Raw genomic sequence first — 24,867 nt, forward strand, 5'->3', positions numbered from 1 at the left:
ATATGTTCAATCAGCTTGCGCTGCATCTTGTCCCGGTGATCCCGACCCCGATAGATCAGGGCGATGCCGTGCTCAGGGCAAGTCGTCACGACACGAAGGCTCCAAGCCAACCGGTCACGTCGGCAGATCCCCGGATCGCCACCAAGAAGGTCGTCTTGATGCAGGCAGAGGGGGCAGAACCGCGTTTCCTCCCTCACCATCATGGAGGCCGGAAGAGGTTCGGCGCGAAGGGTGAAGTTCTGATTGCCCACGGATGCAGCAGTGTTGTGCCAGACTGGCGCAGCGTCCTGCCCCGCAGCCTCGCAGAGGCGATCGATGACGCTGCGGCGCCCGTGCAGAAAATCCGAAGAAGCGATGCCCTGATCAGACAGGAACGTCCTGAGGGTGGAACAGCCATGAAGCACCGACAGACGAGCGGCCCAGGATGCCGGCGTCTCATCAGTCTCGAACCGCAGGTGCGAAAACAACTGCAGCATGATCAGTGCCTCCGTCCGCGCTGCCGAACCATGGGCTCACTGTCATCACGGTCGGGGTCGATGCTGCTCCAATCATCGACCAGGAAGACATTTCGTCCCGGGGCGCAGCCTTCCAGCATGGCCCAAGCTTGGGCGAAATGGTCGTTGGTCAGACCATCGTCGCCGCTGCCGAGCGCCGCCTCGATGGCGTTCAGGGCAGTTTCGATGCTGCGCCCGAACCGATAGCGCGACGCATGGAACAGCCTCGCGACGAGATCAGCAGACAGGTGCAACCTCAGGTCCGCCTGTGCACAATAGGCCTCGATTAGATCGTGAAAGTCTTCCCCGTCGGTTGCGGCGCAGAACCAAGCTGCCAAAGCCGTTGAGCAGGCCCACTGTCGCAAGGGAAATACCCCTGTCGATCAGGAACGGACCCAGCATCCCCAGGGACAGCTGTCATAACTGCCTATTTCGCCTTGGTGGAGATGCAGTCGACGCCATTGGGCGCCCTAGGGCGGAGAAGCCATGGGTGCTGGAGACGACACTGCTGCATTCCGCAGAAGATGGCTGGCCAGACATCACTCTCCGGGGATTGGAGCGACCTCGAAGGAAATCTGGCCAGCCATGAACCACATGCGCGACGCCAAGCTTCAGCGTTGTCACCGCGGACGTTGATCCGCCATCTATGTTCCAGTCAAACAACAGCTTGGTTGGGGCTGATCATCAAAGCATCAGCGCCGCCGCCCAAGCAAACAGCACCATGCCGAAGTTCGCATGGATGAAGGTCGGGATCACGCTGTCCTTGATGTGGTCGTGCTGGCCATCCGCGTTCAGGCCTGCCGTTGCGCCCAGCGTGATGGTGGACGCGGGCGATCCTGCATCGCCCAGAGCCGCCGCGGCACCGAGAAGGGCGACTGTCGCCAGCGGCGAGAAGCCAAGCGCGAGGGCCAGGGGCACATAGACGGGCGCGAGGATCGGGACGGAGGCGAAAGAGTCGCCGAAGCCGATCGTGATGAACAGGCCAACAAGCAACATGATCGCCGCGCCAAGAGCCTTGTTCTCGCCGATGAACGCTGCCGATGCAGCGACCAGCGGCTGAACTTCTCCGGTGGCGGAAAGCACGCCCGCGAAACCCGAAGCAATAGTGATGATTACCGCCACTTGCGCCATCATCCGCAGGCCTTCGGTAAAGACGTCGTCCTGGTCCCGCCAGCGGAAGATGCCCGCAAAGCTGAGGATAACGAAGCCGACCATGGCCCCGATCAGGAGCGAGTCGAACTTGATCTGGCACACCAAAGCCACCAGCAGCGCAGCGATCGTTGCCAGCAGCTGCGTGAGGTCAAGGGTGACAGGGACCTTGGCGGCAGCCGGTGCCTCATTCTCGATCGTGTGATAGTCGCGCGGCTTGCGGTAGGTGATGAAGACGGCGACGAACATCCCGGCCAGGATCCCCATCACCGGCAGAAACATTGCCTTAGGCGCCATATCGGCTGTAACAATCAGGCCAAGGTCTGCGCCAACATTGTTCAAGTTGGTCAGAAGGATGTCGTTCAGGAAGATTGCCCCGAAGCCTGTCGGCAAAAGCAGGTAGCTGGAACTGATCGCGCAGGCCAGCACGCAGGCGACGGCCCTGCGGTCCATGCGAAGCCGGTTCATGATGCCCAGGAGCGGCGGGATCAGCACCGGGATGAAGGCGATATGAACAGGGATGAGGTTCTGCGACATGACAGAGGCGGCGCAGAGGATCAGCAGCAAGGTCCACTTGATGCTCTTGCCAGTGGCGGCCTCACCCGTCCCCAGCCGTCCCGAGATCTTCGCGGCCAGCAGTTCCAGCAGGCCGCTGCGCGCCAGCGCTACGGCGAAGGCGCCGATCATGATGTAGGTCATGCCGACTTGCGAGCCGATGAGCAGGTTCTCGTTCAGCGCAGTGATCGTCTCGGTCATCGACACGCCTGCTTGCAAGCCGCCCAGCACGGCCGCCGAGACCAGGGCGATGGCAACGGGCAGTCGCAGCAGGCAGAGCGTCATCATCACAGCGATCGACAGGACGACGGCGTTGATGTGTAGGCCCGCCACGAGCGAGCCTCCGTAGATCGCTGCAGACAGGCCAAACACGGGGAGCACGCGCTTGCGAAGGAACTCTCCGTCGGAAGGAAAGCTCATGGGCAGATCAGTCATGGTCATTCTCTTGAAGGGTCCGGGCCCAAAGCCCGGCACGCACGGCGATACGTCGCACGGGGACAGAAATTCAACCGGATTGTCTGTGCCACCTCTTCGGATGGGTCTTGAAATCACTGTCGAGGTCAAGCGGTGTTACGACCCACCTCACGGCGGACACTTGCATGAAGTGAGCTTGGCGGGAGGCACTCACAGCCCCTGAAGGTAGATGACAGAGACCAGTCGCAGTTCGACCTACCTACCGCCAGCTCTTATAATAATCGTGGACCACATCGATTGCTGCATCCGCCAGCTCTGCCATTTCTTCGTCTAGGGCTGTCCGTGGCCGACTCTGCCACTTTTTCAGACGATCCAGTTCAGCCTTGCGGTCGACGTTCACGAAGGCTCCATCGGCATAGACTGTGCGCCCTGCAACCATGACCTGAGCGACGGCCTCTGCTTTGGCACGCCGCACAAGCACGTCGGCAAAGCCGTTTCGTGGATCCTGCCATGGATAAGTCACCCGATCCCAATCGAGCACAACAAGATCCGCCGCCTGTCCTTTCGCAAGCCCACCAATCCGCTCGCGGAACGGCGTCGTGGCGGCCCCGTGGCGGGTGGCCATTTGTAGAACCTGTGCCGCCGTTGGTGCGGGTGATTGATGTCCTGATGGACGGTGCAAGGTCAGAGCCATGCGCATCTCTTGCAGCATGTCACGGTCGTCGTTGATCCCCGCCTCATCAATCCCCAAGGCTATGGGAAGGCCGGTTGCCAAAAAGGCATTCAGGTCAGCCGTTCCGCTTTTCAGCCTCAGGTTAGAGGAGCAGTTGTGGCAGATGCAGACGCCGTTTTCCTTACACAAAGCTAGGTCGTCCCGGCTAAGCCAGACACCGTGGCCGATGGTCAGGTCAGGCCCCAGCAGGCCAAATCGTTGGATCTGGTCGACCGCGCTTCCTTGGCCGCGTATGACTGCATAGTCTCGTTGGTAAGGTGTCTCTAGCAGGTGCATGTGCATCGGCGCCCCGGTTGCGTCATGCAGACGGGCAGCCATTTCCAGACCTGCGTTAGAGAGCCAGTGCAAGTTGGCAGGAGCGATCTGGATCGCGATCCGTTCTTTGCCGCTGTGTTGATTGCGCAATTCGTGAAAGACTTGCGCTTGTTCGTCGAGGCTCAGCCCGAAGCCGGCGAGATAGCGTGCCGCGACTGGCCTCATCGGGGCTGGCAGAAGATCCAAGAACACTTGGTCGTCGTCATAGAGGACCCGGTTCTGGTCGCGCATTGCAAAGGAGTAGCTGACCCGCATACCCAGCCGGTCATAGGCGCCGATGATGCGGTTGGCGCGATCCAGGACGGCAGTTACATCTCCTGGCGCGCGGCTGTGCAGATGCTGGACGGTTGTAACGCCAGAGGCAACCATCTCGAATGCAGAATAGAGCGTATCGAGGTCTGGCGGCACATCGCGCATGCGGAGGCGTTCGGCGAACCACAACTCCAACGGATGATCCTGTGCGCCCATCTGGAAGGGTGTGACCCCGACATGATGATGGGCATTGATCAGGCCTGGGAGGACTGCCTTGCCTCGACCTCCCATGGCCTCAACCTCGGGATGTCTGCGCCGCATTGTGTCCGCAGTGCCTGCATCGGCGATCCGCCCGTCACGGATCAGCAATGCAGCCTGTTCTAGCAGGATCGGCGTCCCGTCCGGGTCGAAGCCGGTCAGGATGGTATCGGCGAAAATCAGCAGGGGTACGCTCATGTGTGGAGGTCCTGGGTCGAAAGGCTCAGCTGCACAAGACGCAGCGCGGCAGGAATGGGCTGGACGATCGGCACCGGAACCTGGGCTGCCAAAGCTTTTGCGGCCTCTGCCAAGGGACCGCCGCCGATGATGACCGCCTCAATGGCAGGATCATCGGACAGAGCGGCGACGGTCGCATCATGCAAAGCTGCCAACAGGCGATCCGGATCAGCCGTCAGGGCAACCGGGTCTCCTGGGGTGATCCATGTGCCTGCGAAAGCGGACCCGTGGCCAAGTTCGCTGGCACGCTGCGCTATCCGGGCAACCAGCCCGGGTGTCGTCGTGACAACGCAGAAGCGGGATGCGACGGTGGACGCCTCACCCATAGCCGCTTGGGCAATGCCCACCACCGGCATACTTAAGGCTTTGGCAAGTGCTTCTTGCCCTGGATCTCCGAACGCAGAGACCACGACCGCCTGATAGCCCTCTAGCTGCGGCTGCAGGGCCAAGACTGCCTTTCTGGCCGTGTCCAGCGCATCTTCTGTGGTGATTAGAGTCGATCCGAAGCCGGCAGTCAGCCCGTCTATCTGGCCGGCAAAGTGAGGAGCGGCAATCCGTACCATGCGCATAGTCGTGTCGGCGTTGGTGTTGGGATTGATCAAGGCGATCTTCACGCTGGCACCTGTTCGGCGAATGTCTTGGCAATCTGGGCTCGGGTGCCGATGAAGAGTTGATCGCGCCTGCGAGCCAACTCGTCCAGCACCCCGGTGAAAGCCGGAAAGCGCCCTGGGCGGCCGCAGATCCGCAGGTGGAAGCCGATGTTCAGTAGACGAGACCGACCAGCACGGCTCTCCGCTAATAACACATCCAGCGCATCGCCGACGTAATCCACCATGTCTTTGGCACGAACAAAGCCGTTGGGATGGAAGAACTTCATGTCGTTGCTGTCCAACGCATAAGGCACCACGATCAGGCCGCCAGGAGCCGCATCCCAATAGGGCAGATCGTCGTCGAAACCGTTGGAGGCATAGAGGTATCCTCTCTGCGTCAGCAGATCTCGCGTCCAGGGACTTTCAGCTCCACGACAGAAGAAACCCACGGGACGCTGCCCAGTGGCGGCATGGATGGCCTCCTCGGTGCGCACCAATGCAGCTTCTTCATCCTCGGGGCTGTCAAAATCGGCATGAGGGCGCCAAAGCCAGCCGTGCGAGGCAATTTCGTGTCCGTCCTGGGCCAACCGCGCAAGACCGCGGGGGGCGCGCGCGGCAGCCCTGCCGCAGGCAAAGATGGTCGCTGGAATGGCATGATCACGCAGTGCCGCAGCCATCCGCCACAAACCCGCCCGCGTACCGTAGGCAAAGATTTGTTCCTGGCCGGGATCAGGGCGGCCCTTTGGAACAACACTCAGAACCTCGCCCATCGGCTCGGACCAGGGGTCGCCATCGCCGACTTGCATTTCCGCGCCCTCTTCATAGTTCAGCACAACCGACACCGCGCATCGGTGTCCCCCCGGCCACACCATGTCTGGCCAAACGCCGCCATACCCTTCAAGATCGCGGCTCATACCCGGGGTTTCCAATCCGCCAGTCCGTTAAGAGCACGCCAATGATGGGCAATCTGGTCGCGGCGCGCGAACCAGACGCCTTTCTTGGACAGCGCATGATCCAGAAACTGCTCAAGCCCGGCTATGCGCGCTGGGCGCCCGATGATACGCGTATGAAGTCCGATCGACAGCATGCGCGGGGCATGGGCTGATTCCGCCAGCAGACGGTCAAAGGCCGTGATGCAATAGCGGGAGAAATCCTCGGCGAAGATGAAGCCGCCCCGGTTGAAAAAGCGCATGTCGTTGGTGTCAAAGGCATAAGGCAGCACGACATGTTCGCCTTCCAGAAAGGGTATGTCGTCGTTGTAGGCGTTGGAGTCATACAGGAACCCGCCCTGCTCCTGGAGAAGCGCGCGGGTGTGCGGCGAGGTGGCGGAACGGGTGTGCCAACCCACTGGCGGTACGCCTGCAGCCTGCGTGATCGCGGTGACGGTCTTGGCAATGACCGCCGCCTCGTCATCGCGGTTCATGCCGACGTGACGTTCCCAGCGCCAGCCATGTGCCGAGACCTCGTGACCATCAGCTATCGCCTCGGTGGCGATCCACGGGGTGCGCGCGATGGCGCGCCCGCAGGCATTCAGCGTCGCTGGCACATTGCGCTTGGCCAGCACTGAACGAATACGAGGCCAGCCTGCGCGCGGTCCGTATTCAAAATGGCTTTCCATGCAGAGGTCGACGGCGCCACGGACCTCTTCAACCGCTTCATAGATATACTCGTTCACCTCATCGCCGTCGCCCAGGCTTAGTTCAGCGCCCTCCTCAACGTTCACAACCACCGACACAGCCAGCCCGGCGCCCCCGGGCCAGCGCCAGTCTGATGAATGGCTCGGGGGTGCGAAATCGCGTCGACTGATCATGCAGGCGCTCTTTCCCGAACGGTGTCCATCAGGCGGCCGACCAGATCGCGATCCCAACACGCCGACAGTCCGCCTTGGCGTGACATCAGAGACGTCGAAACAATGGCCCCGTCGGCGGCGGCCAAGGCCTGCACGATGTTGTCCTGGTCTACGCTGCCGCCGATCAGGATCGGGCGTGTGACACCGGCTTGGCGTGCCGCGGCAATCCGGGCCAAGCTGTCCCCGAATCTTGATCCGGTCAGCACTAGCGCGTCGGCACCATATTTCTGGGCAGCCACTGCAGCCTCGGCCGGGGGCACATCGATCATCGGGCGCGAAGTTCGATCGAACACGTCGGCCATGATCGCAATGTCTGCCGCACGCAGGTGATGGCGATAGGTAACAGCACGGACTGCAAGCGGGTCGCGCGCTCCCTCGAATGTCATTGCAGCACCGACAAAGACCTTCAGGCGCACAAAATCGGCACCCGCTGCCCGCGCTATGGCCAAAGGTGCCTCGGCATCATGCGCTTGGACGATGATGCCCAGCGACATCTGAGGAAAGGCGCGCTTGAGGCTGCGGCCTATGGCGGCGGTCAGGGCAATCGTTTCCGGCACGGCGGGCCCGAATTGTCGTGTCTGGTCCTGCAGCATGATGCGTCGCATGCCGCCTGCGAGGAATGCCTCGGCATTTGACAGTGCGAAATCCTCCAGCTGGGACAGGGTCAAATCTCGGTTCACCGAGAGATCGGGCAAATGCAGAGCACCGACGATCAGCGGATCTTCTGCAGAATGGGCAAGGGTCGGATGGGTCATGAAGATCTCATTTTGGTCTGGGATGAAGAATGCCGCCCTACCAGTGCCATCAGGTTGGCAAGGCGGTCGTCGCGCTGCTCGCGTGGCGCAGCCAGTAGGCTGGCGGGGCCGAAGTTCTCGACAGAAAACGAGGCGGCCACGGTGCCCATGCAGGCTGCCGTGACCGGATCGCGGCCCAGCAGCAGGCCTGCAAGGAAGCCCCCGCAAAAGCTGTCACCGGCTCCTGTGGGGTCCAGCGCAGAGACGGGAATGGCGGGAATTTCGGTCAGTTGTCCGTCTGGATGCCGCAGAAGGACGCCTTCGCTCCCCCGCTTGACCAGTGCCAGTGGCGCGCCCCGCTGGCTAAGGTGGAAAAGTCCGGCCTGAGGTGCCTGATCCGGGACCAACAGCTGTAGCTCCTTGAGACTCGGGATCACCGCCGTGACGGCAGCCAGCACCTTCGGTTGATCAGGATAGGCCGCCAGATCAGCCGCGCGTGCCCCCGGATCCAAGGTGATGGAAGCACCCCTGAATGTGGCTGCAAGATCCCGCGTTGCGACGGGATCATTGCCTGCCAGATGTATCCCCCTGATGTCCCGCCACACGACGGGAATGTCGTTAGGTCGGATGGGATGTGCCCGGCGAAATGCCGGGAAGTCCATCTCTACATCCCCGTCTGCGGGCGAGGATATCTCATCCAGGCGCGACCCGTCCGGCGCATAATAGAACCACTCGGGTCCCCGCACCGAGACCCCTGACCGATGGATGCCATCGGTCAGGATGCCCGCGTTCTGCAGCTGGCATAGCAGGTCGTCGGGATAGTTGACGGGGATGTGGCCCACGATCCCGACCTGCCCTGCCCCCAACCACAGGCGAAGGCCAGCGGCTGAATAGACAGCATTGCCGCCCAAGGCCTTCTCATTCACACGGCCGCAGGCTGTCACCACACTGTCGATCAGGATGCCGCCGCAAGCGATGGCCTTCGGAGCAGTCATGGAACCGGCACCAGATTGACGGGCGCACCCAGACCCAACTCGGCGCGAATAACCGCGAGATGGTAGGCCAGCAGATGCAGAGGCGCGATCGCCACAAGGGCTTCGAACCCTGCTGGCACCTCAGGGATATGAAGAACCTCTGCACGGGCTTCGATTTGTGCTGCCGGGCGCGACAATAGTGCGATGACCGGAGCCCCGGCATCCTCGGCTACCAGGACCGTGTCGAGCGCGCGTTCTTCTGCGATGGGATCCGTGGCGATCAGGACCACCGGGTCGCCACGCTTGAACGAGCGATAGTGATGAACCTCTTCAAGCGGCAAGGCGAAGGCATGAATGGGCGAAAGCTCGCGGATCTTTGCGGCGCCAATCCCGGCGGCTGCAAAGTTTGGTCCAAGTCCCGTGGTCAGGACCAAACTGGCAGGAGCGATGCCACCCGCCAGAACCCGACACCGTTCGTCCAACCCGACGATCTGCTCATCGATGATAGAAGCCATATCCCCGAGAAGCCCCGCGCTGCTGATGCCCCGTCCCTCGTCGCCGATCCAGGACGCGATCTCCACAAGCAGCGCCATCGTCGCCGAGGTTGCCTGCGTGGGCCAGCCGCGCCGTGTGGCCTGGACCATCAGCGACATGTCGCATGCGGCGGTAATCGGACTGCCTTGGGTATTGGTCAGCCCCACTGTCACCGCTCCTTGCCGCGCAGCAGCAGCGAGGGCCTGCATCACGGCGGGTGTATTCCCGCCCGAACTGATACCGATGGCCAATGTGCCCGCACCGACCGCCGCCGACGGATAATGTGCATGCTCCAGGGCCTGCACGGCAAGAACGGGCACGCCCGACGCAGCCTCCATGGCATGGCGCATGGCCATGCCGGCAAACCAGCTGTCGCCGCAGCCGAATACCGCAATCTGCCGGAAGGGCGTCCGGGCTGCGGCAGAGGCCAGCTTCTCAAGTCCTTCGGCCGCACTTGCCAGCGTGTCGCGAATGGCCTTGCCCTGCCCCCCCATCTCGTCGCGCGTGCGCTGGACGCGGCCAAGCCGCGCCTCGTTACGCGCATCATCGCGTGAGGGTTCCGAAGTCAGCGCCCGAAGACGCGCCGAAAAATCGATCATTCTATTGTCCATGTTTTTTATCGTCCGATCCGGTCCAGCCCAATGGAGCGGGCAAGAATGACCAGCACGACCAGTGAAAACCCGATCTGGAGCGCAGATATTGCCGCGATCATCGGGGTGCTTTCAAACTGCACGAGGTAATACAGCTCGACCGGAAGGGGGCGTGCCCTCACATCAGAAGTAAACAATGCCACGGTGACGTTGTCGAAGGCTTCAATGAAGGTGAAAGCTGCCGCAGCTACTGCAGAAGGCGCGAGTTGCGGCAACGTGATCCGGAAGAACGTCTCTGACCGATTTGCACCCAGATTGGCGCTGGCCTCGTCCAGACCGGGATCAAGGGCGGCCAGCCGAGCCATTACGATCCGCACCACGAAGGGCAGGCAGAAGACCGACAGGCTGACGACCAGCATCAGGTCGGACTGCCGCCACGCGAAATACGCCCCGAAGAACAGAGTTGCGATACCGATGACCATCCCTGGCATCATCTGGGGCGAAAGAAGGAACGCATTCAGCGCGCTCTTGCCGCCGAACCGTCCCCGTATCGCGGCAAAGGCCGCCGGAATGCCCAGAACCAGGCAGACCAGCATCACCAGCCCCGCCACACGCAGCGAGGTCATCAGCGCATCCATCAACTGCCGGTTCTGGAACACTTCGCCATACCAGCGAAGCGAGAAGCCGGAGGGCGGGAAGGCGATGTAACCGCGTGGCTCGAACGAGATGGCGATTACGATCAGGCTTGGCCCGACCAGCAGGAGGATCGAGAGGCTTGCCAGCCCGATCAGGACTGCCTTGCCGATGCGATCAGCCAAGGAATGCGTCATTTGGGAACCTCGCTCCACCGGGTCAGGCGTGCGCCGGCCGCGGTGATCAACAGGATCAGGAGGAAGCAGCTACCCAGCAGCAGGGTTGCAAGCGCGGCCCCGCGCGACCAGTCCAGCACCACGATCGTCTGTTCATAGACCTGCACTGCCAGGGTCGAGTAGTTGCCCCCGCCCAGAAGCTGCGGAATGATGAAGTTCGTGTAGGATACCGCGAACACCAGTGCGAAGCCGGCGACGATGCCCGGCAAGCTCATGGGAACGACAACTTTGAAAAATGTGGCTACCTGACCCGCGCCTAGGTTCAGGGATGCTTCCTCGTAGCGGCGGTCTCGTTCGGCTAGAACCGCCAGCAGCGGCAGGATCATGAAGGGAAGGTGGATCTGCGTCATGCCGATCAGCACTGCTGTTGAGGTGTTCAAGATCTGCAGCGGCTGTTCGATGAGTCCTGTTGACAGCAACGTTTGGTTGAGTAGCCCTCGCCGCCCTCCCAAGATCACGATCCACGCGTAGGCCCGGACCAATGCAGAAGTCAGCAGCGGAGAGATGATCGCCACCAGCAGCAGCGTCCTCCAGATGCCGTGCACATGGCTGAAGGCGTAGGCAACCGGATAGGCCAGGATCAGCGTCAGAGTCGTGGCCACGGCCGCAACCCAGAAGCTGCGCCAGGTCAATTGCCAGACCAGCGGATCGGTGAGCACGCCCGTCATATGCTGCAAGGTGAAGCTGTTGTCTGCAACCTGTCCTCGGTCGAGGGTGACAAAGCCGAACCCCAGCAGCGTCACGATGGGCGCGACCAAGAACACTGCAAGATAGACCAGCGCCGGAACTGCGGGCCAGATGCCGCCCCCTTCAAGGATCCGCCGGCGCCAGGAGGGGCGGCGGGCGGGCAAGGCGCCCAAGGTTGCGTCAGACATGTGCACCCTCCCTACCCAGCACGATTGCGCCTTCAGGAGATCGCACGCGCAGGGTCACATTCGTCCCTGGGGCCAGCGGGCCTGCACCCGGGGCACGTGCCATCGAAACCCTCAAGGCCTCGGGCATGCCGCAGTCCACCTCGTATTCGATTGTTGCGCCCAAGGCGGTGGCAAATCCGATGCGTCCGGGCCAACCAGTGGAAGTGCCTGGCACCACTTCGAAGTTTTCGGGGCGCACAATCATCACGGCCGGCCCATCAGGGCGCTGGGTAGCGACCGGCTGCGGAGTATCGGTGCACCCGCCCCGGACCTGCACCGGCATAACATTTGCGCGGCCGATGAAATCTGCGACGAACGGGGTGGAGGGTTGATCATAGATCGACAGCGGAGCTGCCAATTGTTCAATCCGGCCGCCGTGCATGACGGCGACTTTATCGGAGAGGATCATTGCTTCGGCTTGATCATGGGTGACAAAGATCGAGGTGATACCAATCCTGTCGATCAGCTTGCGAAGCTCGACCTGCATGGTGAGGCGCAGCTGCGCGTCCAGAGCATTGAAGGGTTCGTCCAGAAGAAGGACCTGCGGTTCCAGCACCAGCGCCCGGGCAATTGCTACCCGCTGCTGCTGGCCGCCCGACATCTGCTTGGGATAGCGGCCGCCGAAATCGGCCAAGGCAACGAGGCCCAAGGCCTCATCCACGCGCCGGGCGATCTCGGCCTTGGGGCGGCGGCGGATTGTCAGGCCATAGGCCACGTTCTGCGCCACCGTCAGATGCGGGAAGAGCGCGTAATTCTGAAAAACATACGCCACATCGCGCCGGTTCGGCGGCAGCATCGAGATGTCGCGGCCGCCTACCATCACCCGACCTGCGTCAGGATCAACAAATCCCGCGATGCTGCGCAGCAAGGTCGTCTTGCCACAGCCGCTAGGGCCCAGGAGTGTTACGACCGAACCCCCTTCGGCCACCAGATTGCATTCAGTCAGAACCTGCAGCTTGCCATAACTTTTGGACAGGCGGTCGATTTCCAGATCGCTCATAGGATCTCCTCAGGAATGGTTTGCGCAGGCACGGACAGACCAAGTCCAACGGGACCCATACCCGAAACCGCGTGGGCTCCGGTGGTCAGGGCAGCCTGCGCGGCAAAAAGGGGCGTCAGCCCCAGAGCAAGGCCTGCGGCAATGGCCCCTACAACCGCGTCTCCGGCGCCTGTAGGATCCACGACCCGAGCGGGATGGGCGGAAAGTCGATGCAGCATAGTTCCCTGCACCACCACGAGCCCCTGCGCACCGCGCTTCTGCACGATGCACGGGCCAGACGCCGCCAGCGCCAATGCGGCCTCATCGTCGCCCAAGCCTGGGCAGAGAAGCCGGGTTTCCTCGCAACTCGGCGCAAAAATGGTCAGCCGCCCCAGAATGGCCAGCAATTCGTCAGCCTCATTTGCCGACACCCATTCAGATGTGTCGGCAACAACAGGACGGTCACCTGCCGCGTTCAGCACAGCCGTCAAACCTGAAACCGGCAGGGGGGCCGCAACCAACACCTTGCCGACAGCGCCTGCGGGATTGGGCTGATGGGCCATTGTGGCAGCGATCCATTCTGATCTTTGGAAGTGAGGCGATTTCCGTGTTCCCTTTCCGTGCAGGATCTGGGTTCGGCGGGTGAGTTCTGGGCGACGTGTCACGCCACCGGCGACAATGCCGCACTCCGACAGAGCACGGGTCCAGCCCTCAGGCCAATCGGGACCCACACTTGCCACGATCTCTGGGGCCGCTCCTGCGTGCCGTGCGCCAAGAGCCGCATAGAGCGCGGCACCGCCGGGCTGCTGCCCTGCGGCACGGCCGTCATGCGACAGGCTGTCGATCGACAAGTAGCCCAGGACGCTCACATGGGTCATGCGCCGGTTCCCAACAGGGATCGGCGGGTCAGCAGGCGGCTGGTGCGGAAGCGCGCCTCGTCGGCCTTGAGGTGCAGGCGGCGGTTCGGGTCGAGGCCGTCGGCAACGCCGACCGCGTAGGCCAGATGCTGGAGACCCGGCAGATGACACAAGCCAGCCGGTCCGACCCGCGGGACTGTGAGGCGTAACGATGCGCGCAGGACGGGCGCGTCATCGCTGTCCAGAGCCAGTGTCTGCGTCCCCATCTCAGCCAGCGCGTCCGCCGAAGCGTCGGCATAGGCTGCCTGTGCCGGCGAAGTAACGATCAGCACCACCAGATCACCCGGGGGCATGGTCCAGAACTGGCTGTGAGCAAATTCCTCGATCTCAGCTGCCCAAACAGGCCGGGCGGCAACCTCAACACATTTCGCCGCGCCATAGCGGGCCAGACCGATCCCGGCTCCGGCGCCCAAGAACCGCAGGCCGGTCACGCCGCCCAAGTCGAGATCGCCCAACTTAGCACCAGCTGTCCGGTCAGCCTCGGCAAGGATCCCTGCACTTTCCTCGAGATCGAGGCCGGGTCTGCCCGACAGTCCCGAAATCAGGGCAAGAAGCGCGGCAATGGTTGCCGCGAAACTCGACGTTCCGCAAAGGAAAGGCGCCAGATCGGCTACATCCATGGACCAGCGGTCGGGCACCAACTGCCCCAGGCGGCCGCCCGTCCCGTTCACGATAGCCAGCAGGCGCAGCCCGCGATCGTGAACCAATTGGGCCGCCTCGACAGTGCGATCCACGTTGCCCGACATCGACAATAGAACCGCGACATCGCCTGCGCAGATGCGCTCTGGCTCTACAAGCAAATCCATCGGGCCGACGGCCTGCCAATCCAGACCCGCTTGACTAGCCGCCTGACTGACAGTTTCGGCCGCAAATAGACCGTCACCGCAGCCGATGACCCACACACGACCCAACGGATTTTGGGAGGCAATTCCGGCTGCATGATCTCGGAGAACCACCAACCTCGGAGCGAGATCGCGTAGAACATCGGGCTGGCGCCCGATGTCGTCTTTCATGAACAAGCGGTCAGCCAGCATCAGGAATAGGTCCTGTCAAAGCGGTCGACGATTTCACCACGCTGCGGCGCGATGACAGACCAGTCCACGGTTTGCAGTTTGGCCATCGCCTCGGGTGTGGTCGGTGTGTATTCGGCGGCTGCGCTAGGAACCTCTACCCCAGTAACAGTGGGTCCGAAGAAGTAAGGGGCATCGGCAGCGCGGGCCTGATATTCGGGCGACAGAAGGCGGTTCATCCACTCGTGAACCAGATCAGGATGCTGCGTGCCCTTGATCTGGGACGTCATCGACAGCACCACAATCGGACCTGGATCAGGCATCACGAACCGGATCGGCAGCCCCTTACCCGCTGCCCCCGCAGCATCATTGTTCCAGATCGGCGCCATGGCAATTTCCTCACGCTCCAGCATCTGGATCAATTGCGAGGGAGACCGGCCGATCACGGGCCGCCACTCCTCCAACGCGGCCCAACCTGGTTCCAGATCCGACTCCGATCCGCCGCGCAGTCGTGCCATCGCAACCAAGGCCCCTAGGCCCAGGTTGGAGGAGGCACGGGGAAAGCCGACCTTACCTTTGAGCTCGGGGGCGAAAAGGTCCTCCCACGAGGTCGGCGGCGTTTCGACCATTGCTTCGTTGTAAGCGACCCCGATCAACGAATAGCTGGTCGGCACGCCGAACCCGTTTGCAAGTTCCATAAACTTCGGATCGACATTGGCCGCATTCGGAACCGCTGCGGCATCCAGCGGCTCGATATAGCCCTCCGTCTGCGCGATCAAATGTGGAGGCTCGCCATTGGGCATCACGTCATAGGGCGAGAAACCTTGCGCCGCCTTGATCTGCGCCACGATGTCCTGACTCTCGCTTGGCACAAGACGAACAGTAAGGCCGGATATGTCCGCCTCCATCTGGTCAGCCAGCCAACGGTGCGGTTCCTGCAGTTGTCCGGCGAAACTGACGACGATCAGTTCGCGCGAACCCTGGGCACGGAGGATGCCGGGCATGGCAAAGGTCGCGGCGCCAAGTGCCGCACCGGTTCCGAGGAAGTGACGACGGGAAAGGGTCATGTGTTTTATCCTGTTCATGAAGGATCAGACGGAGAATTCACGATCGAAGCGGTCGACGAGCTCGGACCGCTGCGGCACGATCCGAGTCCAATCAATGGTCTGCAGCGCGGCAATTTCCTCAGCTGAACTGGGAGTGAACGGCGCCGCCTCAGGAGGAACCTCCACTCCGGTGACCGTAGGCCCGAAATAGTAGGGTGCGCCGGCTGCATGGGACTGATATTCTTTCGACAAGATCCCATTCAGCCACTCCGCCACAAGCTCAGGGTGAGCCGAATTAGCGAACCCCGAAAAGAAGGACAGGATTGCGACCGGCCCGTCAGCAGGTTTTACGAAGGAGATGGGCAAGCCCATCTGCGCCAAACCGGCCGTGTTGTTGTTCCAAAGTGGAGCAATGGCGATTTCTTCACGCTCCAGCATCTGTGTCAGCGCCGCAGGTGACCTGGCGGCGCGTGGCTGCAGTTCCTTCAGCTTCTGCCAGCCGATCTCGAGATCGTCCTCGGAGCCCCCGAAAGTCTTGGAAGCCTGCACGAGAGTAGCCAAACCCAGGTTTGATGAGGTCCGTGCGATGCCAACTTGTCCTGCGAAACGTGGAGCCCAGAGATCGGCCCAAGTCTGCGGAAGCTCCGACACAACGTTGGTATTCACTGCAAGTCCGACCAGCGAATACGTCGCAGGCACGCCGGCGCCTTGGCTTTTTGCCACAAAATCCGGCAAGGCGTTCGCAAGATTGGGAATTTGTCCGTCATCTCGCGCAGCCAGGTAGCCTTCGGACAGACCGATCAGATGAGGTGGCTCATCGTTTGGTCCCGCGTCGTAGGGAACGTAGCCTTGGGCAGCCTTTATCTGCGCCACGATGTCCTGACTGTCCGATGGAACGAGCCGGATCCGCAGGCCCGGGTGCTTGGCTTCGATCTGGTCTGCCAACCAGCGGTGAGGATCTGACAGCGCCCCCGGGTAGGTTACGATGACAAGCTCACGGCTTCCTTGGGCCAAGGTCGGAAGCGCCCCCGACGCGGCCAACACGATGCCAGAGCCGAACATGCCAAGCATGCTTCGACGATCCAGGTCCATACCTGAAACTCCCTGTTGAGGATGATGAAGTCGAAAAGCGGAACCCTGAAGCCGCGCAGCGGCACGTCCGTTCAGGATCTATTATGTCAGAAGATTCCGCAGGTCGGAGCGAGACCGCTCAGTGTCTGTCGTTGCCGATCGTATGAAGCAACGTCACATACAAGCGGCAAGACCGTGATTTCCAGCTGGTGAGGCGGCGCCGAGATTTGCAGGCAGTCGTAGGGGAGCTACAAGAGCCCCCTAGCGATGCGATTCTCATGGCGACGGAACGGTCCATATCCGAAGTGAAGCAAAGAAACGCCGCCCAAGCAAGCTTTCATCCCGTCCTTCCGTCATTTTGCCGGTCGAATGTCGTCAGCTGCAAATTGGAACGGCAGTGCCTGAGGCACCCTTGCTGACGAGCTTCCTTCCTCAGGCACTGACTTGCTTCGATCTTGCGCGTTGCAGCTCATGAGCAATGAGGAGTCGGGCGTCATCGCGACGATGTTTGGATACGACAGTTCGGAACAACTCGGGCGTCGACTGATGGAAGCGGGAGAACGTTCGCGCCAAGATGCGGGGGGCGATCAAGCGCATCTTAAATCACCACGACTACCCGCCCGCCCTGACGTCAGGTGCCGTAGAGATTGTCCTTCGACAGGCTGAAGCGCTTGGAGCCTGCAAGGTCGCACATAAAGATACCCCGTCACCTGGCCCAATGAGGAACACAGAACCTACGGCCTTGGTGGCCACTGGTCACGTGATGATCGGCCTGTTCTCCAATTCCGCCGCACGATCGAGCATCCGCAGGACAGTGCGCAGGCTCGGACGAGAGGGAGCAGCGGGTGCGGCCCTGGACAGTGCCTCGGTGACAGACCAGACGGACGCGGCCGAGAGGCCGCGCCCTTGACCTTCGCGCTGGGCGAAGGTGATCAGGTCCGGCAAGCCGATCTCCCGGAGACGGAGGATCGTGCAGCGGCTGAGCAGTGGCGGCGGCAGCGGGGACAGGCTGTTGGTGAGCAGGATCCAACTCACATAAGACATGTCAAAGCGCACACGATAATAGGGGCAACTCCAGTCGGCAGCGGTGCTGGACTCCAGCAGAGGCAGCAGCGCCTCCGCGAGGCTGAAGGATTGGTTTCGTCCAGACTTGGCGCTGCCCGCCTTTTCCAGCTCGTCGATCATGACGATGGGGTTTCCGGTCAGTTTAGCCATGATGCACTCTAGGACTCTCCCTGGCCGGGCACTCGACCAGCCACGCTGACAGCCGACGGCACCGAAAGAGGCGTTCTCGCCTGTCGCATCCACGTCCACCTTAGCGGTGCCGATCAGCGCTCCTAATCGACGCACCCAATAAGTCTTCCCGATGCCCGGCGGTCCGTCGAGGATCACTGGCGGCATGCGGAAGCCCGCCCAACCTTCGCGCACCGATCGACGCATAGCATGCCAAGCGTGCTCGGTCGCAGGCGCCATCCAAGGCATCTCGCCGTGTAGGCGTGCGGCCAGTTCGTCGGCATGATCCAGGCTGGAGATGCGAGCCAGGGCGACACCGTTCTTCAAGGACGAGAGGTTCTGGCGATCCTCCCGATTTAAGTGGCTCAGGCCCGTTCTGCGCAGGACCCCGTCATGCAGGCGCACCGCATGTCGATCCACGCGCTTCATATCGTCTAGGGACAGCCTAATCCTCTCGCTCTCCTCGCCTTCGATCGGCCAGTGCCGCTCCTCTTTCACCTCTTTCGACAGATCGACACCCGCATGTCGGGCGCGCAACCACTTCAGGTGCTTGGCCAAGTGAGAGCTGATCTGTCGCGGATTGAGAGAAGGATCCGGAAACGTGGCCTTCATGATCGGAAAGCGTGACATCGGGGTTCCTCGACTGGTCGCTGCGTCGCATGGCGGACGAGCCTCCCGCCAGATCATGCGGCGCTGATGCTGAATTTCAGGAAGAACCCGGGTCTCTCAGGAAGCCATGCAAGCGGCCAGAGCAGCCGTCAAGCTGGGGCGCCAGATGAACAAGAACCGCGAGGGCGATGACCCGGATCAGACGCCAATGAGGGCAACCCTCTGACTTTCTCGGGAAACTGATTGAATAGCCTAGGCGGTGGAAGTTTTATGGTTGTCAAAAAGGAAGCGGATCCGGCCGAAAGGAAGTTTTATGCCAGCCGGAACACCTTTTCAGACGGTGTCCAGATACAGTTCGACCGTTTCCTCGTCCGACAATTCTGCCATGTAGTGCAGTTCCTGCCTCTTGGTCATGACGAAGTTTTCGATCAGATGGGCCGGAAAGATGCGCTGCATTTCCGGGCAGGCGTGGAAGGCGTCGATCGCCTCGCCCCAGCTGGCGGGCAGTTGCGCAAGGTTCTGATCATAGGCGTTGCCCCGGAACGGTTCGGGCGCCTCCAGCTTTTCCTGGATGCCGTTCAGCGCTGCCCCCAGGATCGCCGCCACCGTCAGATAGGGATTCACATCGCCGCCCGCCACGCGATGTTCGATCCGCCGCGCCTTCGGCCCCGACGACGGGATGCGGATCGCCGCCGTGCGGTTTTCATAGGCCCAGCCGATCCCGGTCGGCGCATGGGCGTTCGGCACCAGCCGATCATAGCTGTTCTCGTGCGGGGCGAACAGCAGCGTGGAACCCGGCATGGCGCGCAGGCATCCGGCGACCGCGTGACGCAGTTCCGCCGTGCCCTCGTCGCCGCCATTGTCGAAGATGTTGCGTCCGTTCCGGTCCAAGATCGAGAAATGCATGTGCATCCCGTTCCCCGAAAACGCCTCGTAAGGCTTGGCCATGAAGCTGCCCGCGAAGCCGTATTGGCGCGCGATGCCCTTGACCAGCATCTTGAACAGCCAGCTGTCGTCCGCAGCCTTCAGCGGGTCCGGCTGGTGCATCAGGTTGATTTCGAACTGGCCCGGCCCGGCTTCCGAAATCGCGGTATCGGCGGGGATGTCCATGCTTTCGCAGGCGTCATACAGCGTGGTGAAGAACTGGTCGAAGGCGTCGAGCGCCCGCAGGCTGAGAACCTCGCCGCCGGTACGGCGCTTGCCGGATCGGGGACTGGGCGGCACGCGCAGGTGACGGCCCGAATCGTCGATCAGGAAGAACTCCAGTTCCGTCGCCACGACCGGAGTCAGCCCCGCGTCGTGATAGCGTTCGACCACGCGGGCCAGCGCCTGCCGGGGATCGCCCTCATAGGGGCGGCCATCGGGGTGGAACATCCACAGCGGCAGCAGCGCGGTCGGCGCGTCCAGCCAAGGCATCGGCAGAAAGCCCCGTTCCGTCGGCAGCAGCAGCCCGTCCGGGTCGCCGATCTCGAACACCAGGGGGCTGTCCTCGACATCCTCGCCCCAGATGTCCAAGTTCAGCACGGAATAGGGAAACTTGGTGCCTTCTTCCAGCAGCTTGCCGGCATAGCGGGCGGGGATGCGCTTGCCGCGCGCGACGCCGTTCAGGTCGGCTGCGGCGACGCGGATGGTCTTGACCTCGGGATGTTCTTTCAGCCAGTCCATAACTTTACCGGATCACTTGCGGACGATAGCGGATGCGCCGGACGGCACCCGGAAGATGGCGGTTCAGGCGCCGGTTCACGATACCGAACAGCCCGATCAGCGCCAGCGTGCACAGGATGAAATATCCCGCCACGATGGGATATGCGACGAAGGGGTTGAAGGTCTGGCCGGCGAAATAGCTGGCGTAATACAGGCTGTCGCCGCGCTGCTGGAACGCCGGGAAGCCCGAAAAGAACACCAGCGTCGTGGCGTGGAACAGGAAGATCGCCTCGTTGGTATAGGACGGCCAGGCCAGCCGCAGCATGGTGGGCCACAAGACGCGGCTGAACTTGGTCCAGCCGGTCATGCCATAGGCCTCGGCAGCCTCGATATCGCCCTTGGGCACCGACATCAGCGCGCCGTGGAAGATTTGCGCGGAATAGGCGGCGGTGTTCAGCGTCAGCACGATCAGCGCCCCTGCCCAGGCCTTGGCCAGCCAGCTTGTCGCGACGGTCAGGCCGAAGATCTCGACCCCCGCGCGGGGCAGCAGGACCAGGGCCTCGTAGGCGAGGAAGAACTGGATGAACAGGGGACTGCCCCGGAACAGGAAGATGAAGCCGTCGGCCGGTTTGCGCAGCCAGGGATTCGTGCTGGTCTTGGCAAGCGCGAGTCCCGTGGCCAGGAAGAAGCCGAACAGCAGCGCGAAGAAGGCGAAATACAGGTTCCAGATCAGCCCCGACCCGATCAGCGTGACCTGCTGGCACAGCGTGAAATCGCTGCGCGGCAGCAGCCGTTCGCCGATTCCCAGCGACCGCAACCCGTAATCCAGGATGGTCTGCGCGCAGCTCATGGGGCGACCGCCTTGCGCTGCGCCTCGCCCGCCAGGGTGGCCTGGCCTTGGGTCAGCCGCGCCGTCACCCGGCCCAGCACCCGTTCCGATACCCAGGTCATCAGCAGGTAAAAGACCAGCACGACCAGGAAATAGTAAAGCCGCCAGTCGGGATGCGGATAAGCAAACGAGCTGGTCTTGGCACCGCCCAGTTCCCGCGCCCAATAGACAATATCCTCGATCCCCAGCAGGAACAGCAGGGGCGTGGCCTTGATGAGGATCATCCACAGGTTCGACAGGCCTGGCAGCGCATAGGTCCACATCTGCGGGACCAAGATCCGCCGCGTGACCTGGCGGGGCGTCATGCCGTAAGCCTCGGCCGTTTCCAGTTGCGCGCGCGGCACCGCCTGCATGGCGCCATACAGCACATTGGCCGCGAAGGCGCCGAAGACGACCGAGAAGGCGATCACGGCCAGCGTCATGGCATAGAGGTCATGGACCCATTCCGGGCTGGTGGACAGGGGCAGCTTGGCCGCCGCGCAGACGACGAAATCATTGCCCTGCCGCACCGGCGCATCGCTGTCGCACAGCGCCTTGTGGCGCAGCCATTCCAGGCCTTGGTCCAGCGCGATCGGCACGAACAGGAAGAAGATGATGTCGGGCACGCCGCGCACCATCGCGGTATAGATCCGCCCGAACCAGCGGATCGGGGCGATGCGCGACCGCGACGCCATCGCACCGCCGTAACCGAACAGCAGCGCGATGGGCGCGGTGATCGCCAGCAACAGCAGGACCACCCCGAAGCTGGCATAGAACAGCATATGCGTGCCGGTCGTCAGATAGCACGACAACCACGCAAAGCCGTCCAGCACCGAAGGATCGCTGCAATAGGAAAACATCATCCGTCCCGATCGGGGCCGCGGGTCGCCCCGCAGCCCGAGGCATCATTCATAGGTCTGCGCGTCGTCGCCGAAATGCTTCTTGATCAGCGCGTTGAGGCTGCCGTCTTCCTTCATCGCGGTGATGGCCGCGTCCAGCTTTTCGCGCAGTTCGGTGTCGGACTGGCGCAGGCCCACGCCGATGCCTTCGTCCAGCTTGACCTGCTCGCCCACGAAGACCAGATCGTTGCTGTCCTCGACAAAGGGGCGCATGACCTCGTGGTCGCCGAAGCCCGCATCGGCCTCGCCGTTGCGGATGGCGGCCAGAACCTGGTCGATGTTCGGGAATTCCAGCATCGTCGCGCCCGTCTCGGCGATATGGGACGCCTGCACCGTGCCGGTCTGCACGGCGATCACCCCGCCCTCCAGGTCGACCCCTTCCTGCAACGCGACATAGGAGGAGGGCGCGGGCGGCAGGTAATCCTGGGTGAAGGCGATCACGGCCTTGCGTTCCTCGTTGATGCTCATCGCCGCCATGATCGTGTCATAGTTCGACGACACGAGGTTGGGGATGATCGAATCCCAGTCGTTCTTGACCCAGGTGCAGGACAGTTCGGCGCGCTTGCACAGCTCGTCGCCCAGCTCGCGCTCGAACCCGGCGACCTCGCCCGCCTCGTTGATGAAGTTGTACGGAGGATAGGCGCCCTCGGTTCCCATGCGGACGGTCGTCTGGGCCAGGCCCATGCCTGCGGTTAGGGCCAAGGCGGTCGCGGCAAGCAGCAGTTTCTTCATTGGTCGTCTCTCCTGTTGGTCGTTTTGTCAGTGCGTCGAGGCGCTGAGGAACTGGCGCAGCCGGTCGGTCCGGGGCGCGCCGAAAAGCTGATCGGGCGGGCCTTCCTCGGCGATCAGGCCCTGGTGCAGGAACACCACATGGTCGCTGACATCGGCGGCCAGGCGCATGTCGTGGGTCACGATGATCATGGTGCGGTGCTCGCCCGCCAGATCCTTGATGACGCGCACGACCTCTTGCTGCAATTCGGGATCCAGCGCGCTTGTCGGTTCGTCGAACAGCAGCGCCTTGGGGTTCATGCACAGGGCGCGGGCAATGGCGGCGCGCTGTTGCTGGCCGCCGGAAAGCTGCGCGGGCCAGGCGCCCGCCTTGTCGCCGATCCCCACCTTGTCCAGCAGGGCGCGGGCACGAGCCTCGACCTGGGCGCGGTCCTGTCCCAGAACCGTCACCGGGGCCTCCATGACGTTTTGCAGGATCGTCATGTGGGACCACAGGTTGAACTGCTGGAACACCATCGACAGGTTGGTGCGGAACCGCATCACCTGTGCGCGGTCGGCGGGCACGCGGGCCATGCCCTGCCCCTTCCACCGCACCGCCTCGCCCTCGAAGCTGATCTCACCGGCCTGGCTGTTTTCCAGCAGGTTGCAGCAGCGCAGCAGCGTGGACTTGCCGGAACCCGACGATCCGATCAGGCTGACGACATGGCCGCGCGGCGCGGTCAGGGATACGCCCTTCAGCACCTCGACCTGGCCATAGGCCTTGTACAGCCCCTGGATCCGGATCACGGGCGCGGCATCGTTCAGGGCGGTATTGTCGTTCATCATCGGCGCATTGGGCGATAATCCCCGCGCTTTTGCAACGGGGTCTGCAAGGCAACCTGCCGATAAGCGCAGGTTGCCGCAGCGTCAGACGATCTCGACCGCGTATTTCTCGATCACGGTATTGGCCAGCAGGCCCTCGCACATCCGCTCGACCTCGGCTTTGGCGGCGGCGGCGTCGGTCGCGTCCAGATCCAGTTCGATCAGCTTGCCCTGGCGGACGCCCGAGACGCCCCGATGGCCAAGGCCACCAAGCGCGTGGCGGATCGCCTCGCCCTGCGGGTCAAGGACGCCATCCTTCAGCATGATCGTGACACGGGCTTTCATGGCGTCTTCCTTCAATTGATCGCGGTCGGTTTCAGGCTGGTGGTGTTGGCGGGCATCAGGCCCAGACGGCGCGCGACCTCGGTATAAGCGTCGGTCAGGTTGCCCAGGTCGCGGCGGAACACGTCCTTGTCCAGCTTCTGCCCGGTCTTCATGTCCCACAGGCGGCAGCTGTCGGGGCTGATCTCGTCGGCGACGATCAGGCGCATGAAGTCGTTGTCCCAGACCCGGCCGATCTCGATCTTGAAGTCGATCAGCTTGATGCCGACGCCGTAGAACACGCCCGACAGGAAGTCGTTGACGCGCAAGGCCAGCGACACGATGTCGTCCAGATCCTGCTGGGTCGCCCAGCCGAAGGCGATGATGTATTCCTCGGACACCATCGGGTCGCCCAATTCGTCGTTCTTGAAGCTGTATTCGACGATGGGACGGGGCAGCAGCGTGCCTTCCTCAAGCCCCAGGCGCTTGGAAATGGACCCGGCGGCGAAGTTGCGCACGATCACTTCCAGAGGCACGATCTCCACTTGGCGGATCAGCTGCTCGCGCATGTTGATGCGGCGGATGAAGTGGTTCGGGACGCCGATATTCGTCAGCCCGTTCATGAAGAATTCGGACAGGCGGTTGTTCAGGACGCCCTTGCCTTCGATCACGGCCTTCTTCTGCGCGTTGAAGGCGGTGGCATCGTCCTTGAAATACTGGACCAGGGTGCCGGGTTCGGTGCCTTCGTAAAGGATCTTCGCCTTGCCTTCGTAAACTTTCTTCCGGCGCGGTGCCATGGCGGGCGTCCTTTCGCATGTCCTTGTCCCACGGGCCTTACCTTACAAGCGGCCCTGGGGGCAATACGAGAGGCTTGCGCCCGGCGGCAGGCGGGCTAAGATCCGGACCAAGACAACCAGGAGGCCACGATGACCACCTTCGACGACCGCGAACGCGGTTACGAATCCAAGTTCGCCCACGACGCCAACCTGCGCTTCAAGGCGGACGCGCGCCGCAACCGCCTGCTGGGCGAATGGGCGGCGGGCCTTCTGGGCAAGGAGGGCGACGATGCCCGCGCCTATGCGCTGACCATCGTCACCTCGGATTTCGAGGAACCGGGATACGAGGATGTCTTCCGCAAGCTGGCGGCGGATCTGGAGGGCAAGGCGGGCGAATCGGAGATCCGCACCAAGATGGCCGAACTGATGGAGGTCGCACGCCGTCAGATTCTGGACGAGACCCAGTAACGGCCTTTCGGCGGCGCTGGATCGGGGGCCTTGCG

At 62.5% G+C, this 24,867-nt stretch carries 25 protein-coding genes and 2 pseudogenes; 2 read left to right on the forward strand and 25 right to left on the reverse strand.

The window, feature by feature from the left end:
• Nucleotides 1-68: 68 nt before the first annotated feature.
• The 17 genes and pseudogenes from ACTJI6_RS09920 to ACTJI6_RS10000 all read right to left on the reverse strand — a co-directional run.
• Nucleotides 69-476, reverse strand: a pseudogene (locus ACTJI6_RS09920) (TniQ family protein); the annotation flags it as partial.
• Between the two features lie 2 nt (nt 477-478).
• Nucleotides 479-859 (reverse strand): hypothetical protein, encoded by a 381-nt coding sequence (locus ACTJI6_RS09925; protein ID WP_440800262.1) that lies wholly within the window; start codon nt 857-859, stop codon nt 479-481.
• A 319-nt stretch (nt 860-1,178) separates the two neighbouring features.
• Nucleotides 1,179-2,633 carry a Na+/H+ antiporter family protein gene (locus ACTJI6_RS09930; protein ID WP_440800264.1) on the reverse strand — a complete coding sequence of 485 codons (1,455 nt, stop codon included), beginning with the start codon at nt 2,631-2,633 and terminating at the stop codon, nt 1,179-1,181.
• Between the two features lie 238 nt (nt 2,634-2,871).
• Nucleotides 2,872-4,368, reverse strand: a complete 1,497-nt coding sequence (locus ACTJI6_RS09935; RefSeq protein WP_440800266.1) for an amidohydrolase family protein — start codon at nt 4,366-4,368, stop codon at nt 2,872-2,874.
• Entirely contained in the window at nt 4,365-5,021 is a 657-nt protein-coding gene (locus ACTJI6_RS09940; protein WP_440800268.1) for an aspartate/glutamate racemase family protein, read from the reverse strand. The genes ACTJI6_RS09935 and ACTJI6_RS09940 overlap by 4 nt, the downstream gene beginning before the upstream one ends.
• Nucleotides 5,018-5,911, reverse strand: coding sequence for a polysaccharide deacetylase family protein (locus ACTJI6_RS09945; RefSeq protein WP_440800270.1), 894 nt, complete (start codon nt 5,909-5,911; stop codon nt 5,018-5,020). Before ACTJI6_RS09945 ends, ACTJI6_RS09940 begins: the two co-directional genes overlap by 4 nt.
• Nucleotides 5,908-6,807, reverse strand: coding sequence for a polysaccharide deacetylase family protein (locus ACTJI6_RS09950; protein ID WP_440800272.1), 900 nt, complete (start codon nt 6,805-6,807; stop codon nt 5,908-5,910). Before ACTJI6_RS09950 ends, ACTJI6_RS09945 begins: the two co-directional genes overlap by 4 nt.
• Complete coding sequence (locus tag ACTJI6_RS09955; protein WP_440800274.1) at nt 6,804-7,601, reverse strand: BtpA/SgcQ family protein; 798 nt, start codon at nt 7,599-7,601, stop codon at nt 6,804-6,806. The genes ACTJI6_RS09950 and ACTJI6_RS09955 overlap by 4 nt, the downstream gene beginning before the upstream one ends.
• Nucleotides 7,598-8,575, reverse strand: coding sequence for a carbohydrate kinase family protein (locus tag ACTJI6_RS09960; protein ID WP_440800276.1), 978 nt, complete (start codon nt 8,573-8,575; stop codon nt 7,598-7,600). Before ACTJI6_RS09960 ends, ACTJI6_RS09955 begins: the two co-directional genes overlap by 4 nt.
• Nucleotides 8,572-9,687: an SIS domain-containing protein gene (locus tag ACTJI6_RS09965; RefSeq protein ID WP_440800278.1), complete on the reverse strand. Its 1,116-nt coding sequence runs from the start codon at nt 9,685-9,687 to the stop codon at nt 8,572-8,574. The genes ACTJI6_RS09960 and ACTJI6_RS09965 overlap by 4 nt, the downstream gene beginning before the upstream one ends.
• Before the next feature lie 17 nt (nt 9,688-9,704).
• Nucleotides 9,705-10,496 (reverse strand): ABC transporter permease, encoded by a 792-nt coding sequence (locus ACTJI6_RS09970; protein WP_440800280.1) that lies wholly within the window; start codon nt 10,494-10,496, stop codon nt 9,705-9,707.
• A gap of 8 nt (nt 10,497-10,504) precedes the next feature.
• Nucleotides 10,505-11,422, reverse strand: coding sequence for an ABC transporter permease (locus ACTJI6_RS09975; protein ID WP_167621975.1), 918 nt, complete (start codon nt 11,420-11,422; stop codon nt 10,505-10,507).
• A complete protein-coding gene (locus ACTJI6_RS09980) occupies nt 11,415-12,461 on the reverse strand; it encodes an ABC transporter ATP-binding protein (RefSeq protein WP_167621974.1) in 1,047 nt (348 codons plus the stop codon). The genes ACTJI6_RS09975 and ACTJI6_RS09980 overlap by 8 nt, the downstream gene beginning before the upstream one ends.
• The gene (locus tag ACTJI6_RS09985; protein ID WP_440800283.1) at nt 12,458-13,318 is read right to left on the reverse strand and encodes a carbohydrate kinase family protein; all 861 of its coding nucleotides are present in this window, start codon (nt 13,316-13,318) and stop codon (nt 12,458-12,460) included. The genes ACTJI6_RS09980 and ACTJI6_RS09985 overlap by 4 nt, the downstream gene beginning before the upstream one ends.
• Nucleotides 13,315-14,391 (reverse strand): SIS domain-containing protein, encoded by a 1,077-nt coding sequence (locus ACTJI6_RS09990; RefSeq protein ID WP_440800285.1) that lies wholly within the window; start codon nt 14,389-14,391, stop codon nt 13,315-13,317. Before ACTJI6_RS09990 ends, ACTJI6_RS09985 begins: the two co-directional genes overlap by 4 nt.
• Entirely contained in the window at nt 14,391-15,434 is a 1,044-nt protein-coding gene (locus tag ACTJI6_RS09995; RefSeq protein ID WP_440800287.1) for an ABC transporter substrate-binding protein, read from the reverse strand. Before ACTJI6_RS09995 ends, ACTJI6_RS09990 begins: the two co-directional genes overlap by 1 nt.
• Before the next feature lie 24 nt (nt 15,435-15,458).
• Nucleotides 15,459-16,505: an ABC transporter substrate-binding protein gene (locus ACTJI6_RS10000; protein WP_440800289.1), complete on the reverse strand. Its 1,047-nt coding sequence runs from the start codon at nt 16,503-16,505 to the stop codon at nt 15,459-15,461.
• A gap of 541 nt (nt 16,506-17,046) precedes the next feature.
• Here ACTJI6_RS10000 and ACTJI6_RS10005 point away from each other — a divergent pair.
• Nucleotides 17,047-17,145: pseudogene (locus tag ACTJI6_RS10005) on the forward strand (type I restriction enzyme endonuclease domain-containing protein); the annotation flags it as partial.
• 95 nt (nt 17,146-17,240) lie between these two features.
• Here ACTJI6_RS10005 and ACTJI6_RS10010 read toward each other — a convergent pair.
• The 8 genes from ACTJI6_RS10010 to purC all read right to left on the reverse strand — a co-directional run bounded on the left by ACTJI6_RS10010 (nt 17,241) and on the right by purC (nt 24,385).
• Entirely contained in the window at nt 17,241-18,347 is a 1,107-nt protein-coding gene (locus ACTJI6_RS10010; RefSeq protein ID WP_440800291.1) for an AAA family ATPase, read from the reverse strand.
• 312 nt (nt 18,348-18,659) lie between these two features.
• Nucleotides 18,660-19,991 (reverse strand): glutamine synthetase family protein, encoded by a 1,332-nt coding sequence (locus tag ACTJI6_RS10015; protein ID WP_440800293.1) that lies wholly within the window; start codon nt 19,989-19,991, stop codon nt 18,660-18,662.
• 4 nt (nt 19,992-19,995) lie between these two features.
• The gene (locus ACTJI6_RS10020) at nt 19,996-20,820 is read right to left on the reverse strand and encodes an ABC transporter permease (protein ID WP_440800295.1); all 825 of its coding nucleotides are present in this window, start codon (nt 20,818-20,820) and stop codon (nt 19,996-19,998) included.
• Nucleotides 20,817-21,698 (reverse strand): ABC transporter permease, encoded by an 882-nt coding sequence (locus tag ACTJI6_RS10025; protein ID WP_440800297.1) that lies wholly within the window; start codon nt 21,696-21,698, stop codon nt 20,817-20,819. Before ACTJI6_RS10025 ends, ACTJI6_RS10020 begins: the two co-directional genes overlap by 4 nt.
• 45 nt (nt 21,699-21,743) lie before the next feature.
• Nucleotides 21,744-22,469, reverse strand: coding sequence for a transporter substrate-binding domain-containing protein (locus ACTJI6_RS10030; protein ID WP_440800299.1), 726 nt, complete (start codon nt 22,467-22,469; stop codon nt 21,744-21,746).
• Nucleotides 22,470-22,496: 27 nt separating this feature from the next.
• Nucleotides 22,497-23,291, reverse strand: coding sequence for an ABC transporter ATP-binding protein (locus ACTJI6_RS10035; RefSeq protein WP_440800301.1), 795 nt, complete (start codon nt 23,289-23,291; stop codon nt 22,497-22,499).
• A gap of 81 nt (nt 23,292-23,372) precedes the next feature.
• Nucleotides 23,373-23,612 (reverse strand): phosphoribosylformylglycinamidine synthase subunit PurS, encoded by a 240-nt coding sequence (gene purS / locus ACTJI6_RS10040; protein ID WP_126155923.1) that lies wholly within the window; start codon nt 23,610-23,612, stop codon nt 23,373-23,375.
• An 11-nt stretch (nt 23,613-23,623) separates the two neighbouring features.
• Nucleotides 23,624-24,385 carry a phosphoribosylaminoimidazolesuccinocarboxamide synthase gene (gene purC, locus ACTJI6_RS10045; RefSeq protein WP_126155922.1) on the reverse strand — a complete coding sequence of 254 codons (762 nt, stop codon included), beginning with the start codon at nt 24,383-24,385 and terminating at the stop codon, nt 23,624-23,626.
• Between the two features lie 129 nt (nt 24,386-24,514).
• Here purC and ACTJI6_RS10050 point away from each other — a divergent pair, with 129 nt between their 5' ends.
• A complete protein-coding gene (locus ACTJI6_RS10050; RefSeq protein WP_126155921.1) occupies nt 24,515-24,832 on the forward strand; it encodes a DUF1476 domain-containing protein in 318 nt (105 codons plus the stop codon).
• The last annotated feature ends 35 nt before the right edge of the window (nt 24,833-24,867 follow it).

This window comes from Paracoccus sp. 22332 (assembly GCF_052045125.1).
Taxonomy (GTDB): domain Bacteria; phylum Pseudomonadota; class Alphaproteobacteria; order Rhodobacterales; family Rhodobacteraceae; genus Paracoccus; species Paracoccus haematequi_A.